Annotated in this window: 12 protein-coding genes, 2 pseudogenes and 1 riboswitch; of the genes and pseudogenes, 6 read left to right on the forward strand and 8 right to left on the reverse strand. The window is 72.5% G+C overall.

All coding sequences use genetic code 11. The features are described 5' to 3' along the window. Nucleotide 1: 1 nt before the first annotated feature. The 3 genes and pseudogenes from JNW87_RS08855 to JNW87_RS08865 all read left to right on the forward strand — a co-directional run bounded on the left by JNW87_RS08855 (nucleotide 2) and on the right by JNW87_RS08865 (nucleotide 2,528). Complete coding sequence (locus JNW87_RS08855) at nucleotides 2-928, forward strand: ABC transporter ATP-binding protein (RefSeq protein ID WP_236647418.1); 927 nt, start codon at nucleotides 2-4, stop codon at nucleotides 926-928. Between the two features lie 11 nt (nucleotides 929-939). Next, complete coding sequence (locus JNW87_RS08860) at nucleotides 940-1,677, forward strand: ABC transporter permease (protein ID WP_109801181.1); 738 nt, start codon at nucleotides 940-942, stop codon at nucleotides 1,675-1,677. 93 nt (nucleotides 1,678-1,770) lie between these two features. Beyond that, a pseudogene (locus JNW87_RS08865) lies at nucleotides 1,771-2,528 on the forward strand (VOC family protein). A 94-nt stretch (nucleotides 2,529-2,622) separates the two neighbouring features. Here the strand turns inward: JNW87_RS08865 and JNW87_RS08870 are convergent. From JNW87_RS08870 to JNW87_RS08885, 4 genes are all read right to left on the reverse strand, one after another. Further along, nucleotides 2,623-3,405: an ABC transporter ATP-binding protein gene (locus JNW87_RS08870; RefSeq protein WP_109805941.1), complete on the reverse strand. Its 783-nt coding sequence runs from the start codon at nucleotides 3,403-3,405 to the stop codon at nucleotides 2,623-2,625. Next, nucleotides 3,402-4,433: an iron ABC transporter permease gene (locus tag JNW87_RS08875; protein ID WP_201750050.1), complete on the reverse strand. Its 1,032-nt coding sequence runs from the start codon at nucleotides 4,431-4,433 to the stop codon at nucleotides 3,402-3,404. Before JNW87_RS08875 ends, JNW87_RS08870 begins: the two co-directional genes overlap by 4 nt. Before the next feature lie 180 nt (nucleotides 4,434-4,613). Then, the gene (locus tag JNW87_RS08880) at nucleotides 4,614-5,552 is read right to left on the reverse strand and encodes an ABC transporter substrate-binding protein (RefSeq protein WP_109805943.1); all 939 of its coding nucleotides are present in this window, start codon (nucleotides 5,550-5,552) and stop codon (nucleotides 4,614-4,616) included. A gap of 112 nt (nucleotides 5,553-5,664) precedes the next feature. Continuing rightward, nucleotides 5,665-5,752: riboswitch (cobalamin riboswitch) on the reverse strand. Between the two features lie 109 nt (nucleotides 5,753-5,861). Continuing rightward, the gene (locus JNW87_RS08885) at nucleotides 5,862-7,727 is read right to left on the reverse strand and encodes a M14 family zinc carboxypeptidase (RefSeq protein WP_238453465.1); all 1,866 of its coding nucleotides are present in this window, start codon (nucleotides 7,725-7,727) and stop codon (nucleotides 5,862-5,864) included. A gap of 205 nt (nucleotides 7,728-7,932) precedes the next feature. Here JNW87_RS08885 and JNW87_RS08890 point away from each other — a divergent pair, with 205 nt between their 5' ends. Beyond that, complete coding sequence (locus JNW87_RS08890) at nucleotides 7,933-9,264, forward strand: peptidase C39 family protein (protein WP_109804668.1); 1,332 nt, start codon at nucleotides 7,933-7,935, stop codon at nucleotides 9,262-9,264. Nucleotides 9,265-9,381: 117 nt separating this feature from the next. Next, nucleotides 9,382-10,722 carry a peptidase C39 family protein gene (locus JNW87_RS08895; protein WP_238453466.1) on the forward strand — a complete coding sequence of 447 codons (1,341 nt, stop codon included), beginning with the start codon at nucleotides 9,382-9,384 and terminating at the stop codon, nucleotides 10,720-10,722. A 55-nt stretch (nucleotides 10,723-10,777) separates the two neighbouring features. Here the strand turns inward: JNW87_RS08895 and JNW87_RS08900 are convergent, their stop codons facing one another. The 4 genes from JNW87_RS08900 to mqnE are packed head-to-tail and all read right to left on the reverse strand — an operon-like array spanning nucleotide 10,778 to nucleotide 13,247. Then, nucleotides 10,778-11,254 carry a hypothetical protein gene (locus JNW87_RS08900; protein ID WP_109804670.1) on the reverse strand — a complete coding sequence of 159 codons (477 nt, stop codon included), beginning with the start codon at nucleotides 11,252-11,254 and terminating at the stop codon, nucleotides 10,778-10,780. 57 nt (nucleotides 11,255-11,311) lie between these two features. Then, the gene (locus tag JNW87_RS08905) at nucleotides 11,312-11,593 is read right to left on the reverse strand and encodes a DUF4229 domain-containing protein (RefSeq protein WP_109804671.1); all 282 of its coding nucleotides are present in this window, start codon (nucleotides 11,591-11,593) and stop codon (nucleotides 11,312-11,314) included. Nucleotides 11,594-11,638: 45 nt separating this feature from the next. Continuing rightward, on the reverse strand, nucleotides 11,639-12,067 hold the full coding sequence (locus JNW87_RS08910; RefSeq protein ID WP_109804672.1) for a hypothetical protein: 429 nt from the start codon (nucleotides 12,065-12,067) through the stop codon (nucleotides 11,639-11,641). A gap of 10 nt (nucleotides 12,068-12,077) precedes the next feature. Beyond that, a complete protein-coding gene (gene mqnE, locus JNW87_RS08915) occupies nucleotides 12,078-13,247 on the reverse strand; it encodes an aminofutalosine synthase MqnE (RefSeq protein ID WP_109804673.1) in 1,170 nt (389 codons plus the stop codon). A gap of 242 nt (nucleotides 13,248-13,489) precedes the next feature. On the opposite strand from mqnE, the pseudogene JNW87_RS08920 reads away from it, so the two are divergent. Further along, nucleotides 13,490-13,696, forward strand: a pseudogene (locus JNW87_RS08920) (NlpC/P60 family protein); the annotation flags it as partial.

Consider the following 13,696-nt stretch of genomic DNA (forward strand, 5'->3'; position numbering starts at 1 on the left):
CGTGCCAGACATCGCGCCCGCAACCGCGACCATCCCCGGCGACGTGCTCGCCCGCGCCGACCAGGCCACCCGCCGCTACGGCGACGTGCTCGCCCTGGACCGGGTCGACCTGACCGTCCACGCCGGCGAGCTGGTCGGCCTACTGGGCCCGAACGGCGCCGGCAAGAGCACCCTGCTCAACCTGCTGGTCGGGCTGCGCCGACCGACCGCCGGCCAGGTGGAGCTCTTCGGCGGCGACCCCCGTGACCCGGCCAGCCGACGGCTGATCGGGGTGACCCCGCAGGAGACCGGGCTGCCCGGCACGCTTCGGGTCGGCGAGGTGGTCGACTTCGTCGCCGCGCACTTCCCCGACCCGGTCCCGCGGGGCGAACTGCTGGACCGGTTCGGCCTCACCGAGCAGGTGCGGCGGCAGACCGGCGGTCTCTCCGGCGGCCAGCGCCGCCGGCTCGCGGTCGCCCTCGCCTTCGTCGGCCGGCCCCGGCTGGTCATCCTCGACGAGCCGACCACCGGGCTGGACGTCGAGGCGCGGCACACCCTCTGGGAGGCCGTCCGCGGCTTCCACGCCGACGGCGGCACGGTCCTGCTGAGCAGCCACTACCTGGAGGAGGTGGAGGCGCTCGCGCACCGGGTGGTGGTGATCGGCCACGGCCGGGTGCTCGCCGACGACACGGTGGACGCCGTCCGCGGCATCGTCGGCGTACGCCGGGTCAGCCTCGTCGCCGACGACCTGCCGCCCCTGCCGGGCGTGGTCGCCACCGAGCGGACCGAGGGGCGTACCCACCTGCTCACCACCGACGCCGACCAGCTCGTCCGTGACCTGGTCACCGCCAGGGTCGCGTTCCGCGACCTGGAGGTCCGCCCCACCTCGCTGGAGGAGGCGTTCCTCGCCATCACCGCCGACGACCGGCCCGCGACCACCACCGTCTAGGGAGGCCACCCGTGCCGCTCGCCCTGGTTCACGCGCGCTACCAGCTGCTGGAGATCGTCCGGATCCCGGTGGCGGTGTTCGGCAGCGCGTTCTTCCCCGCCGCCGCGATGCTCTTCTTCGTGGTGCCGTTCGCCGGCGACGACGCGGCGGGCGCCACCTACGCCACCGGCGCCATGGTCACCTTCGCGGTGATGAGCGCCAACATCTTCCAGTACGGCGTCGGCGTCGCCGAGGACCGCGACCAGCCCTGGAACCCGTACACCCGGACCCTGCCGGCCGGACCGGCCCCACGCCTGGCCGGCCGGATCCTGGCCGGCCTGGTGCTGACCTACCTGTCGATGCTGCCGGTGGTGGTCATCGCCGCGGTAGGCACCGCGGCCCGGGTCACCGCGGTGCAGTTCCTGCTCGGCGCGGCCACGGTCGCGGTGATCTCGGTGCCGTTCACCCTGCTGGGGCTGGCCGTCGGCTACTCGCTGCCGAGCAAGGCGGCAATCGTGGTCGCGCAGATCATCTTCTTCCCGCTCGCCTTCGGCGGCGGGCTGCTCTCCGGCCCGGACGACGCGCCCGGGCTCATCAAGGCGGTCGCCCCCTTTCTGCCGACCCGGGGCGCCGTGGAGCTGATGTGGGCGGCGACCACGGACTGGCGACCCGACCAGGTCTCCGTGGTGATGCTCGGCGTCTGGATCGTCGTGCTGGCGGCGATCGCCGGCTGGGCGTACCGGCGGGACGAGGGCCGCCGTTTCACCTGACCTTTTGTCCGAATCCCGCCCGGCGGCCGACGGGACGGTGCCACGATTCCGGCAGGGCGTGCCAGCGGGCCGCCACCGGCGAGAGGGGTCACCGTGAACGGCATCGAGCCCGGCACGCCCTGCTGGGCCGACCTGGCCACGCCCGGCCTGGAGGACGCGAAGCGGTTCTACCCGCAGCTGTTCGGCTGGACCGGCCGGGTCTCCCCGGAGCCGGAGGCGGGCGGGTACACCGTCTTCCTCAAGGACGGCAGGTCGGTGGCCGGCGCCGGCCCGCCGGCACCCCGGACCAGGTGCCGATCTGGTCGACGTACGTGGCGACCGACGACGCCGACCTGGTCGCCAGGCGGGTGGAGCGGGCCGGCGGGCAGGTTCTGGTCACCCCGTTCGACGTCTTCGACCAGGGCCGGATGGCGGTCCTCGCCGACCGGGCCGGCGCGGTGTTCAGCGTCTGGCAGCCGATGGCGATGCCGGGCGCGGAGCTGTTCAACGTGCCGGGTGCCATGTGCTGGAACGAGCTGGTCACCCCCGATCCGGAGGGGGCGAAGGAGTTCTACGCGCTGGTCTTCGGCTGGCAGCCGGAGGAGCGGCCGATGGGCCCGGTCACCTACACCGGCTGGCGGTGCGGGGCGCGGGTGGTCGCCGGGATGATGCCGCCGCTGGAGGAGCTGCCGGCGGACCTGCCGGCGTACTGGTCGATCTACTTCGCGGTCGACGACGCCGACGCCACCGCCGCCCGCGCCGCCGAACTCGGCGGCACCATCCTGGTCCCGCCCCGCGACATCCCGGCCGGCCGCACCGCCGCCCTCCGCGACCCCCAGGGCGCCCTCTTCTCCATCACCACCCTCTCCTGACCCCGACCCCACCACGCGCCGATCTTGCAGTTGGGGCCCCCGACATGCCTCGTATGTCCGTTTTGCCGGGGCACTAAGTGCAAGATCGCCGGAGCTAGGGGGTGGGGCGGACGGGGACCACCAGGGGGCCGCGGTCGCCGGGGATGACGCGGACGTGGGCGCGGTAGTGCATCGCCAGCAGGGGTTCGGTGAGGACCTCGTGGGGTGGGCCGGAGGCGGCGACGCGGCCGTCGGCGAGCAGGACCATCCGGTCGGCGTACTCGCCGGCCACGGAGAGGTCGTGCATGGTGGCGAGCACGGTCAGGCCGTGCGCCCGGCGGAGCTGGTCGACCAGCTCGAGCACCTCCTGCTGGTGGCCGATGTCCAGCGCGCTGGTCGGCTCGTCCAGCAGCAGCAGGGTGGCGCCCTGGGCGAGCGCCCGGGCCAGGAAGACCCGCTGCCGCTCGCCGCCGGAGAGGGTGGCCAGCTCCCGGTGCCCGAACGCGCCGAGATCCAGCCGGTCCAGCACCTCGTGGACGGCGACCAGGTCGGCGGCGGACTCCCGGCCCAGCGGCGGGATGTACGGGGTCCGGCCGAGCAGCACGTAGTCGAGCACCGACATGCCGGCCGGCACCACCGGGGACTGGGCGACGGTGGCCACCACCCGGGCCCGGTCGCGGCGGCGCAGCGCCTGGATCGGCGTACCGAAGAGGGCGACCGCGCCCGGCACGGGCAGCAGGCCGCCGACGGCGCGCAGCAGGGTCGACTTGCCGGCGCCGTTCGGGCCGATCACGGTGACCCACTCACCGGCCGCGACGCTCAGGTCGACGCCGGCCAGGATCGGCGCGCCGCCCAGCCGGACGTGCAGGTCCCGCACCTCGACCGCCGGCGCGCTCACGTGAGCACCCGGCGGGCGGTACGCAGGACCAGCACGAAGAACGGGCCGCCGAGCAGGGCGGTGACCACCCCGATCGGGATCTCGGCGGGGGCGGCGGCGGTCCGGGCGACCACGTCGGTCAGCGCCAGGAACGCCCCGCCGAAGAGCATCGACAGCGGCAGGATCACCCGGTAGCTGGACCCGGCGAGCAGCCGTACGGTGTGCGGCACGATGATGCCGACGAAGCCGATCAGGCCGGAGGCGGAGACGGCGGCGGCGGTGCCGAGCGAGGCGGCGGCGATCAGCAGGTAGCGGGAGCGCTGCGGGTGCAGGCCGAGGCTGGTCGCCTCGTCGTCGCCCACGGAGAGGACGTCGAGTTCCCGGCGGTGCAGCAGCACCACCACGGCGGTCAGCAGGAAGTACGGCAGGACCAGCCGGACGTCCGGCCAGCCGGCGGTGGCGAGCCGGCCGAGCAGCCAGGAGTAGACCTGCTGGATGCTGTCCGAGTGGCGTTGCAGCAGGTACGTCTGCCCCGCCGCGAGGAACGCCGACACCGCCACCCCGGCCAGGATCAGCGTGGCGGGTGACCGGTCCCGACCGCCGGCCGCGCCGAGCAGGTAGGTCATGGCGACCGCCCCGAGCGAGCCGACGAACGCCGCGAGGGGGATGGTGACCGGCATCCCGGTCAGCGCCCCGCCCGCCCCGGCGCCGAGCGCGATCACCGCGGTCACCGCGAGCCCGGCGCCGGCCGCCACGCCCAGCAGGTACGGGTCGGCCAGCGGGTTGCGGAACACGCCCTGGTAGCAGCCCCCGGCGAGGGCGAGCAGCGCGCCGACGAGCAGGCCGAGCACCACCCGGGGCAGCCGCAGCTCGGTGACGATGGCGATCTCGCGTTCGGTCAGCCCGCTGTCCAGGTGTACCCCGGGCAGCAGGTTGAGCAGTTCGGCGGCCACGCTGCCGGGTGGCAGGCTGACCGGGCCGAGGGACACCCCGGCGACCAACGCGACCAGCACCGCGCCGAGCCCGGCGACGAGCCAGCGTTTCCGCAGCCGGCCGCGGCCGTCGCACCCGGCCCGGCCGTGGGCCGCCCGCCGGCCGGAGGGCCGGGCGGAAGGGCGGAAGCGCCGTTCCGGCCGGAGCCGGACGCGGGCAGGCCGGCGGGCCGGGACGCGTCGGGCGTCCCGGCCGTCCGGCCGGCGGGTTCCACTGGTCGCACGCTCACCGAGGGGTCAGGCCGGGACCTTGGCGGTGGCGTCGACGATCGACCTGAGCAGGTCGACGACGCGCGGGCCCCAGCGCGAGGCGATGTCGTCGTCGAGGGCGACGATCTGGTTGTTCTTCACCGCGGTGACGCCGGCCCAGCCGCTGCGCGCCTTGACCGTGTCCGGGGTCTGCTTGCAGCACTTGGTGTCGGCCAGGAAGACGAAGTCCGGGTTGGCCTTGACGATGACCTCCTGGGAGAGCTGCGGGTAGCCGCCGTTCTTCCCGTCGGCGTCGGCCGGGTCGGCGATGTTCTCCAGGCCGGCGAGGGTGTAGATCGAGCCGATGAAGGTCTTGCTGGTCGCGCTGTACAGCTCCGGCCCCAGCTCGTGGTAGTAGGTCGGCTTCTTCGCCCGCTGCGGCAGGTCCTTGGTGAGCGCGGCGATGTCGTCCTTCATCTTCTTCGTGACGTCCGCGGCCTCGGCCGGGTGGCCGGTGAGCGCGCCCAGGTCGGTGATCTGCTGGTACGTGTCGTCCAGGGTGGTCGCCGCGGGGGTGAGCAGCACCGGGATCTTCAGCTTGGTGAGCTGGTCGACGATCCTGTTGGTGTCGTTGGAGAGCACCACCAGGTCGGGGCTCTTGCCGGCGATCGCCTCGGCGTTCGGCTGGAAGCCGGACAGGTCGCTCTTCGGCGCGTCGGCCGGGTAGTTCGACTGGTCGTCGACGGCGGTGACCTGCTTGCCGGCGCCGACGGCGAAGAGCATCTCGGTCGCCGACGGCGACAGCGAGACGATCTTCTCCGGCCGCTTCTCCAGGGTCAGCTTGCCGACGGTGACCGGGAAGGCGGCGGCCGCCGAGCTGCCGCCGGCGGCGGGGGTGTCGGTCGAGGTCTTCTCGGCGCAGGCGCCGAGGGCCAGCGCGGCCACCGCGAGGGCGGCGGCGAAGAGCCGGGGGGTACGTCTGGACATGGGTCCTCCTGTCGGTCGAGGAATGTTGCTTCGCCGACAGGGACCGCCTTGGCGTGCCCGTCCGCGAGGCGCCCTTCCTCGAGAGCGCGTGTCGCGACCGTGCCGCAGGCGACCTGGCTCGCCCCACAGACGTCGCGCCGGCCGGGGCCGACGCCGTGCGGGGCATCACAGTTGCGGGACAGCGCCGGTTTCGCACCGGCTTCGCTGCGGGTTGGTCGCTGCCACGGTAGCGCACGAGCAGCGGAGATCGTCCGGGACGGGCGGGGTGGGTGGGGCCCCGGCGGGGGGTGGAACCGGGGCCACCGGGAATCAGGAACTGGTGATCGTGACGTTGTCCACGGCCGCCTCGACCAGGCTGGCCCCGGAGGCGTCCGCCGCGTCCACCTGGATCCGCACCGACTGGCCCGCGTACGGGGTGAGGTCGAGGTTCGACACCGCCCACGAGCCGTTCCGGTTGGTGGCCGCACCCGCGGAGTTGAGCAGGGTGGTGGTGCCGCCGTTGTGGATCACGCTGACCCTGAGGTAGTCCGCCGACGAGGCGTTCGAGCCGTGCGCCAGGTACCAGGCCAGGGAGAGGGTGAGGGTGCCGGTCGAGGGGAGGGTCACCGCCGGGGAGCGGGCGCTGGTCACCCCGCCGTCGACGTCGTAGTCGCCCGCCGCGGTGCCGGCGAGCCGGCCGGTGACCAGGTCGTTGCTCCCGGCGTACGGGGTGAGCTGCTTGGCGCCGGAGGAGCTGGTGGCCTGGGCGGCGCCGCGTTCCCACACCCCGGTGGTGGCGGTGTCCGTGCCGGCCGGGTCGGTGGTCCAGCCGGTGGCGGTCTCGAAGGTGTCCGACCAGACCGTGGTGCCGCCCCCGCCGGTGCCGCAGTACTGGGACTGCTTCCCGATCGCCCGGTACGGGCAGTCGGCGTACTCGGCGAGCAGCAGCACCGCCTCCTTGTTCCGGGAGGTCTGCGCGGGGATGACCTCGTCGGGCGGGTAGAAGCCGCCGCCGGTGGCCGAGCCCGGGTACATCTCGAAGGTGTACGCCCAGATGCCGTGGGCGGCCCACATCCAGTCGATGCTGGTGCCGTCGGCGATGTAGAGGTCGCTGGACTGTTCCGGGGTGTAGCCGTTGCTGGCCGCCATCTGCTGGCCGATGGTGGCGAAGGTGCTGTACTGGTCCGCGCTCATCCCGGTCGGCGTGTTCGCGGTGGTGTAACCGAAGGGCCAGAGCACCAGCTGCGAGTAGGTGTGGAAGTCGATGTTGGCTTCGATCTGCTGCACCCCGCCGATCACCCGGCTGTTGACGAAGTTGCGCAGCGCCTGCGTCTCCGGGGCGGAGAAGGCGGACGGGCCGCGGTAGGTCTCCGACGAGGTGGAGCCGGACGAGCCGCCGCAGCAGCCCCACTGGTACGACCAGTTCCGGTTCAGGTCGGTGCCGACGTACGACGAGCCGCTGTTGGGCTGCCGGTTCTTCCGCCAGGACCGGTACGACCCGGTGGCGATGTCGTACTCGCTGCCGTCCGGGTTGACGGTGGGGACGATCCAGATCTCCCGGGAGTTGACGATGTTGGTGATCCGGGAGTCGGTTCCGTAGCTGTCGGTGAAGAGGTTGAGCAGGTAGATCGCCATCTCGACGGTCAGGTGCTCGCGGGCGTGCTGCTGCGCGTTGAAGAGGATCTCGGGCTCGTTCTCGTCGGTGCCGGCGTTGTCGGAGATCTTCACCGCCATCAGGTCCCGACCCTCGTACGAGGTGCCGATGCTGCTCTTCCTGGCGATGGCGGGGTGGTCGGCGACCACCTGGTTCACCACGGCGGTCAGCTCGGCGTAGTCGTGGTAGTTGGAGTCGGCCGGCGGGAAGGCGAGGGTGCCGGCGCCGCCGGTGGGGGCCGGCGGGGCGTCCTTCTCCAGCCGGAAGCCGAGCCGGGTGATCGCGGCGGCCTCGGTGCCGGTTGCGGTGACGTGCAGGACGCCGTGTTCGGAGTAGTCGATCGCCGCGCCGGTGCGCGCGACGGCGTTCCGGTCGGCGAGGGTGCGGGGGCCGAGGACCCGGTAGCCGGCGGCGGCCGGCTCGGCGGACCGGTCCGGGGCCGGCCGGGCGGCGGCCGGGCCGGTGACGACGGTGACGAGGCCGAGGCCGACGGCGGCGACGAGGGCGAGCCGGCGGCGGAGCGGGGACGGGTGGAGGGCCATGGACAACCTCCTCGGGGTACGGGAGATCCCGTTGTCCGCCACTTCACCAGCAGTCACATGGTCATATCAACATTCATCGTTCCCTTGGCCCATCCCGGCCGGATCCTCACGGCGGCAAAGATTTTCCATCGTTTGATGTCTTCCGAAACTTCCTTCCAGACGGGACAGTGAACGGCAAGGAAAGCCGCACACCCGTGGAGCTGCCATGGTCACGACACCGCTGCGCGCCGCCGCCCTCGCCGGCGTCACCGCGCTCGCCCTCCTCGGCACCACCGCCCCCGCCGAGGCCGCCAAGCCGGCCACCGGCACCCTCGCCCACGACGAGCAGATCACCTGGCAGGGCTGGTCGGGCGCCGCCCTCGCCGCCGGCGCCACCGCCGGCACCGCCGTCACCGCCGCCGGACTCACCCTCGGCACGCCGGTCGGCACCACCGTCTACCGCGACCCGCACACCGGGATCCGGCGCACCTGGGCGTACGGCACCTGGACCTCGCCGCTGACCGAGGTCGGCTTCGGCGCGTCCGAGCTGGTCGCGTCCTGGAACGCCGACACCCCGGCCGGCACCTGGATCGGGGTCGAACTCCAGGGCACCTACACCACCGGCACCCGGACCCCCTGGTACGTGCTGGGGCGCTGGGCCTCCGGCGACGCCGACATCAAGCGGACCAGCGTCGACAAGCAGGGCGACAAGACCTCCAGCATCTGGACCGACACGTTCGCCGTCGACGATCCGAGCAGAGGCGTGCTGCTGCGGGCGTACCAGCTCCGGCTCACCCTCTACCGCGACCCGGCCCAGGCCGCCGCCCCGGTGGTCCGGTCGGTCGGCGCGATGAGCTCGAACGTGCCGGACCGGTTCACCGTCGCCCCCAGCGCCGGCCACATCGCCTGGGGCACCGAGCTGGCCGTTCCCCGCCACTCGCAGGAGATCCACGCCGGCCACTACCCGGAGTACGACGGCGGCGGCGAGGCCTGGTGCTCGCCGACCTCGACGGAGATGGTGGTCGAGTACTGGGGCCGGGGGCCGTCCGCGGCCGACACGTCCTGGGTGGACCCCAGCTACCCCGACCCGACCGTCAACCACGCCGCCCGGATGACGTACGACTACCAGTACGACGGCGCCGGCAACTGGCCCTTCAACACCGCGTACGCGGCCGGCTTCCCCGGGCTGGAGGCGAAGGTGACCCGGCTGCACTCGCTGGACGAGCTGGAGCACTTCATCGCCGCCGGCATCCCCGTGGTGACCAGTCAGTCCTTCCTCGCCAGCGAGCTGGACGGCGCGGGCTACGGCACCTCCGGGCACCTGATGGTGGTGGTCGGCTTCACCGCCGACGGTGACGTCATCGCCAACGACCCGGCGTCGCCGAGCAACGACGCCGTGCGCCACGTCTACCAGCGCGAACAGTTCGAGCAGATCTGGCTGCGCACCAAGCGGACCACCGCCAGCGGCGGGACCGGCAGCGGCTCCGGCGGGATCGTCTACCTGATCAAGCCGACCGACGTCGCCTGGCCGCAGGTGGCGGGCTCCACCAACTGGTAGCGGCGGCGGGCCCGGTCGCCGTCCGGCACGGGCCCGCCATCGACCGACCGAAGCTCCCGCCGACGCCCTACGGCGGCCGGCAGGGATGTCCCACCCTCCTCACTTCGCGGAGTTGCCATGTTCAGACCAGCCCTGCGCGCGGTCGCCCTCACCGGCGTCACCGCGCTCGCCCTGCTCGGCGCCACGGCGCCGGTCCACGCCGACAACAACCTGCCGGTCGTCCAGCACGACGAGCAGATCACCTTCCAGGAGTGGTCGTCGCACCCCGACTGGCGTGGCGGCACCCACCAGGGGACGTACGCCATCCCCGGCCACCGCACCGGCATCACCATCGGCCAGCCGGCCGGCACCACCGAGTTCACCGACGAGCACACCGGCGCCACCCGCAGCTGGGAGTACGCCACCTGGACGTCCCCGCACCGGCAGATCGGCTTCGACGCCACCGAACTGGTCGCCTCGTGGAACGCCGAGACCCCCGCGGGCACCTGGCTCCAGGTCGAGCTGCAGGGGACGTACAACACCGGCAGCCAGACCCCCTGGTACGTGATGGGTCGCTGGGCCTCCGGGGAGCAGGACGTCACGCGGGCCACCCTGGACGGCCAGGGTGACCCCTGGTCGAGCATCTGGACCGACACCTTTTCCATCGACGACGCCAAGGCCGGCGTGCTGCTGCGGTCGTACCAGCTGAAGCTCACCCTCTACCGCGCGCCGGGCCAGACGGCCTCGCCCTGGGTCTGGATGCTCGGCGCGATGAGCTCCAACGTGCCGGACCGGTTCACCGTCACGCCCAGCAAGGGCGGGATCGCCTGGGGCACGGAACTGCCGGTGCCGGCCCGCTCCCAGATGATCCACCGGGGCAACTACCCGGAGTGGGGCGGCGGCGGTCAGGTCTGGTGCAGCCCGACCTCGACCACCATGGTGCTGGAGTACTACGGCAAGCTGCCCTCGGCCGAGGACATGTCCTGGATCACCCCCGGCTACACCGACCCGCAGGTCGCCTACGCCGCCCGGATGACCTGGGACTACGAGTACGAGGGCGCGGGCAACTGGCCGTTCAACACCGCGTACGCGGCCAGCTTCCCCGGCATCGACGCCAGGGTCACCCGGCTGCACTCGCTGGACGAGGTGGAGCGCTTCATCGCCGCCGGCATCCCCGTGGTCACCTCGCAGTCCTTCCTCGGCACCGAGCTGGACGGGTCGAACTACGGCACCTCCGGGCACCTCTTCGTGGTGGTCGGCTTCACCCCCGACGGTGACGTGATCGTCAACGACCCGGCCTCCTCCTCGGACGCCGAGGTGCGCAACGTCTACAAGCGGGAGCAGTTCGAGCAGATCTGGCTGCGGACCAAGCGGTACCGGGCGAACGGCACGGTCGCGAGCGGCTCCGGCGGCATCGCGTACCTGATCAAGCCGGCCGACCGGCCGTGGCCGCAGGTCCCCGGCTCCAGCAACTGGTAGGAACCGACGGAGACGGGCCCGGCACGATCGTGCCGGGCCCGTCGTTTCGTTGGTCTCAGCGCTGTACGGGCGTCCCGGCCAGCCGGTCGATCGCGGCCGCGTCGCGGCGCCGGCGGCGGACCGTGGTGACCACGAGGACCACCCAGCCGACCGCGGCGAGCGCCGCGGCCACGGTGAACCCGGTGACCAGCAGCCAGGTCGAGCCGCCCGCGGCGGCGAAGACGCCCTTGCCGGCCCCGGTGTCCCGGGCGGGAGCCGTGCCGCCCCGGGCCAGCCCGTCGGGCGCGTCGTAGAGGAGGACTTGCTTGCGGGCCGCGCCGCCCTCGTCGGCCACGAAGTCGCCGTACCAGCTGCAGTTGCGGCGACCGCACTGCTCGCTGACCGCGGTGAACGTGCCCGGCACGCCGCCGCCGGACTTCGCCTGCCAGGCCGGAACGAGGTCGGGCGCCGCGAAGGCGAGCCCCATCACCGCGATGACGGGGAGCCCGATCCAGAGGAAGAACTTCAGCCGCCAGTCATTGATCCTGTCCATCACGGAGCCAGACCCTAGCGGGACGGAATCTCTCCCGCTGCCCCGCCTTGTGACGGCTCAGCGGGGCTGGTCGCCCGGCTCGTCCTCGGCGGACCGGTCGTCGCCGGCCAACGCGGACCGGAGGCGCTCCTTCTCGGCCCGGCGCCGCTCGGACGCCTCGGCCATCTCGCCGGCCATCTCGTCGCGCCAGCCGCGGAGCAGGAAGAAGGAGAGCGCGGCGGAGAACACCAGCGCCAGCATCAGCCGCAGGAACATGTTCATCTCGATGAACCAGAGGGCCGCCAGCACGCCGACGAACAGCCCGATCCGGCCCAGCGTGTACTTGACCGCCGCGCTCACGTTCGCACTCCGTTCTCCGCCGCCCGGTGTCCCGGCGCGGGAGGTTCAGCCCGTCCGGCGGGCCAGCCAGTGGACGCCATGAAACCAGATCACCGCGTACGCCAGGGTGAAGACCGCCGCGGCCAGCGCGCCGGAGACCAGCGGCGCCAACCCGGCGGCCAGCCCGGCCGCCAGCAGCCCGGCGAACACCCCGACCGCGGCGGCGACGAGTGCCGCGATCACCCGGGCCGCGCCGAACTCCCAGGCCCGGAAGTCGTCCCAGAACAGCCAGAGCGGCAGGATCACCGCCAGCCAGCCGTTGGTCCGGCCGAACCCGCCGGCGCCCATCGTGGCGAACGCCCACTCGAAGAGCACCAGCGCCAGCACCCCGATCACCAGGCCGGCGAGGCTCACCCCGAGCAGGTCACCCAGGGTGAGGATCCGTCCCTCGGCGTCCCTGCGGGGAAAGGCCGGACGCTGCTGCTGCTCGGTCATCGGTCCGGCGTCAGGCCCAGACCTGCTGCGGCTCGGCGCGGCGCTCGGCCAGCGACGGCGCCTTGTCGTACTCCCGGACCACGTTGTAGCGGGTGTCCCGCTCGACCGGCTGGAACCCGGCGTCCCAGATCAGGTGCAGCAGGTCGTCCCGGTGCATGGTGTTCGGGGTGCCGTACGAGTCGGCGTCGTGAGTGATCTTGTATTCCACGACCGAGCCGTCCAGGTCGTCCACGCCGAAGTTGAGCGAGAGCTGCGCGACCGACAGGCCGTGCATCACCCAGAAGTTCTTGAGGTGCGGGATGTTGTCGAAGAGCAGCCGGGAGACCGCGAACGTCTTCAGCGACTCGGCCGGCGACGCCATCGTGGTCTGCGCCTGGATCCGGTTACGGATCTTGCCGTCCGCGGAGTCGACGAAGTCGTGCTGGTAGCGCAGCGGGATGAAGACCGCGAAGCCGCCCGTCTCGTCCTGCAGCTCGCGCAGCCGCAGCACGTGGTCGACCCGGTGCCGGGGCTCCTCGATGTGGCCGTAAAGCATCGTCGACGGGGTCTTCATGCCCTTCGAGTGGGCCAGCCGGTGGATCCGCGACCAGTCCTCCCAGTGGCAGGCGTGGTCGACGATGTGCTGGCGGACCTCCCAGTCGAAGATCTCCGCGCCGCCGCCGGTCAGCGACTCCAGGCCGGCGTCCATCAGCTCGTCGAGGATCTCGTCGGCGCTCAGGCCGCTGATCTTCTCGAACCACTGCACCTCGGTCGCGGTGAAGCACTTGAGCTTGACGTTCGGCAGCGCCGCCTTCAGCTCGCGCAGCACCTTCGGGTAGTAGCGCCAGGGCAGGGTCGGGTGCAGGCCGTTGACGATGTGCAGCTCGGTGAGCTGCTCGTCCTCCATCTCCTTGGCCTTGCGGACCGCCTCGTCGATGCGCATCGTGTACGCGTCCTTCTCGCCCGGCTTGCGCTGGAAGGAGCAGTACGCGCACGAGGCGGAGCAGACGTTGGTCAGGTTGAGGTGCCGGTTGACGTTGAACATCACCCGGTCGCCGTTCATCTCGGTGCGCTTGTGGTGGGCCAGCCGGCCCAGCCAGGCGAGGTCGTCGCTGTCGTAGAGGGCGATCCCGTCCTCACGGGTCAGCCGCTCGCCCGCGTACACCTTCGCTTCGAGCTCGCGCTTGAGTCCGGCGTCCATCGAAAGCCACGTCCCTTCCACCTGCGGTCCCGGTCGAGCGTACGTCGGTGCTCCGACGCACCGGCGGGCCGGTCGACCCCAGCGATGTAGTTCACCGGACTCTCAGCCGGTCGTCACCCTCCGCGCATCGACATCCCTGCGTCCGTGAGGTAAGACAGGATGGGGCGGAACACACACTGGTACCGTCCCGGGTCACCGCGCCCGCCGGAGCGCGGACCATGCCAGACCGGACGGGGAGCGGAATGGTCGACAGCGCAAAGGGCCGACAGCAACGACGCGGGAGTCCGGTGATCTCGCCGGTACTGCGTCCGGCGCTCTGGTCCGCGCTGCTCGGCGCGGTGGCCGCCGCCGCGCTGGCCACCCCGGCCTGGGCCGAGCCACCGCTGCCCGACACGGTCCCCGACGCCGGGTCCCGCCCGGTCGCCGCCGGCGGCCTGCGGCTGCCCGGC

It is taken from the genome of Micromonospora sp. ATA51 (assembly GCF_016802855.1).
GTDB lineage: Bacteria > Actinomycetota > Actinomycetes > Mycobacteriales > Micromonosporaceae > Micromonospora > Micromonospora sicca.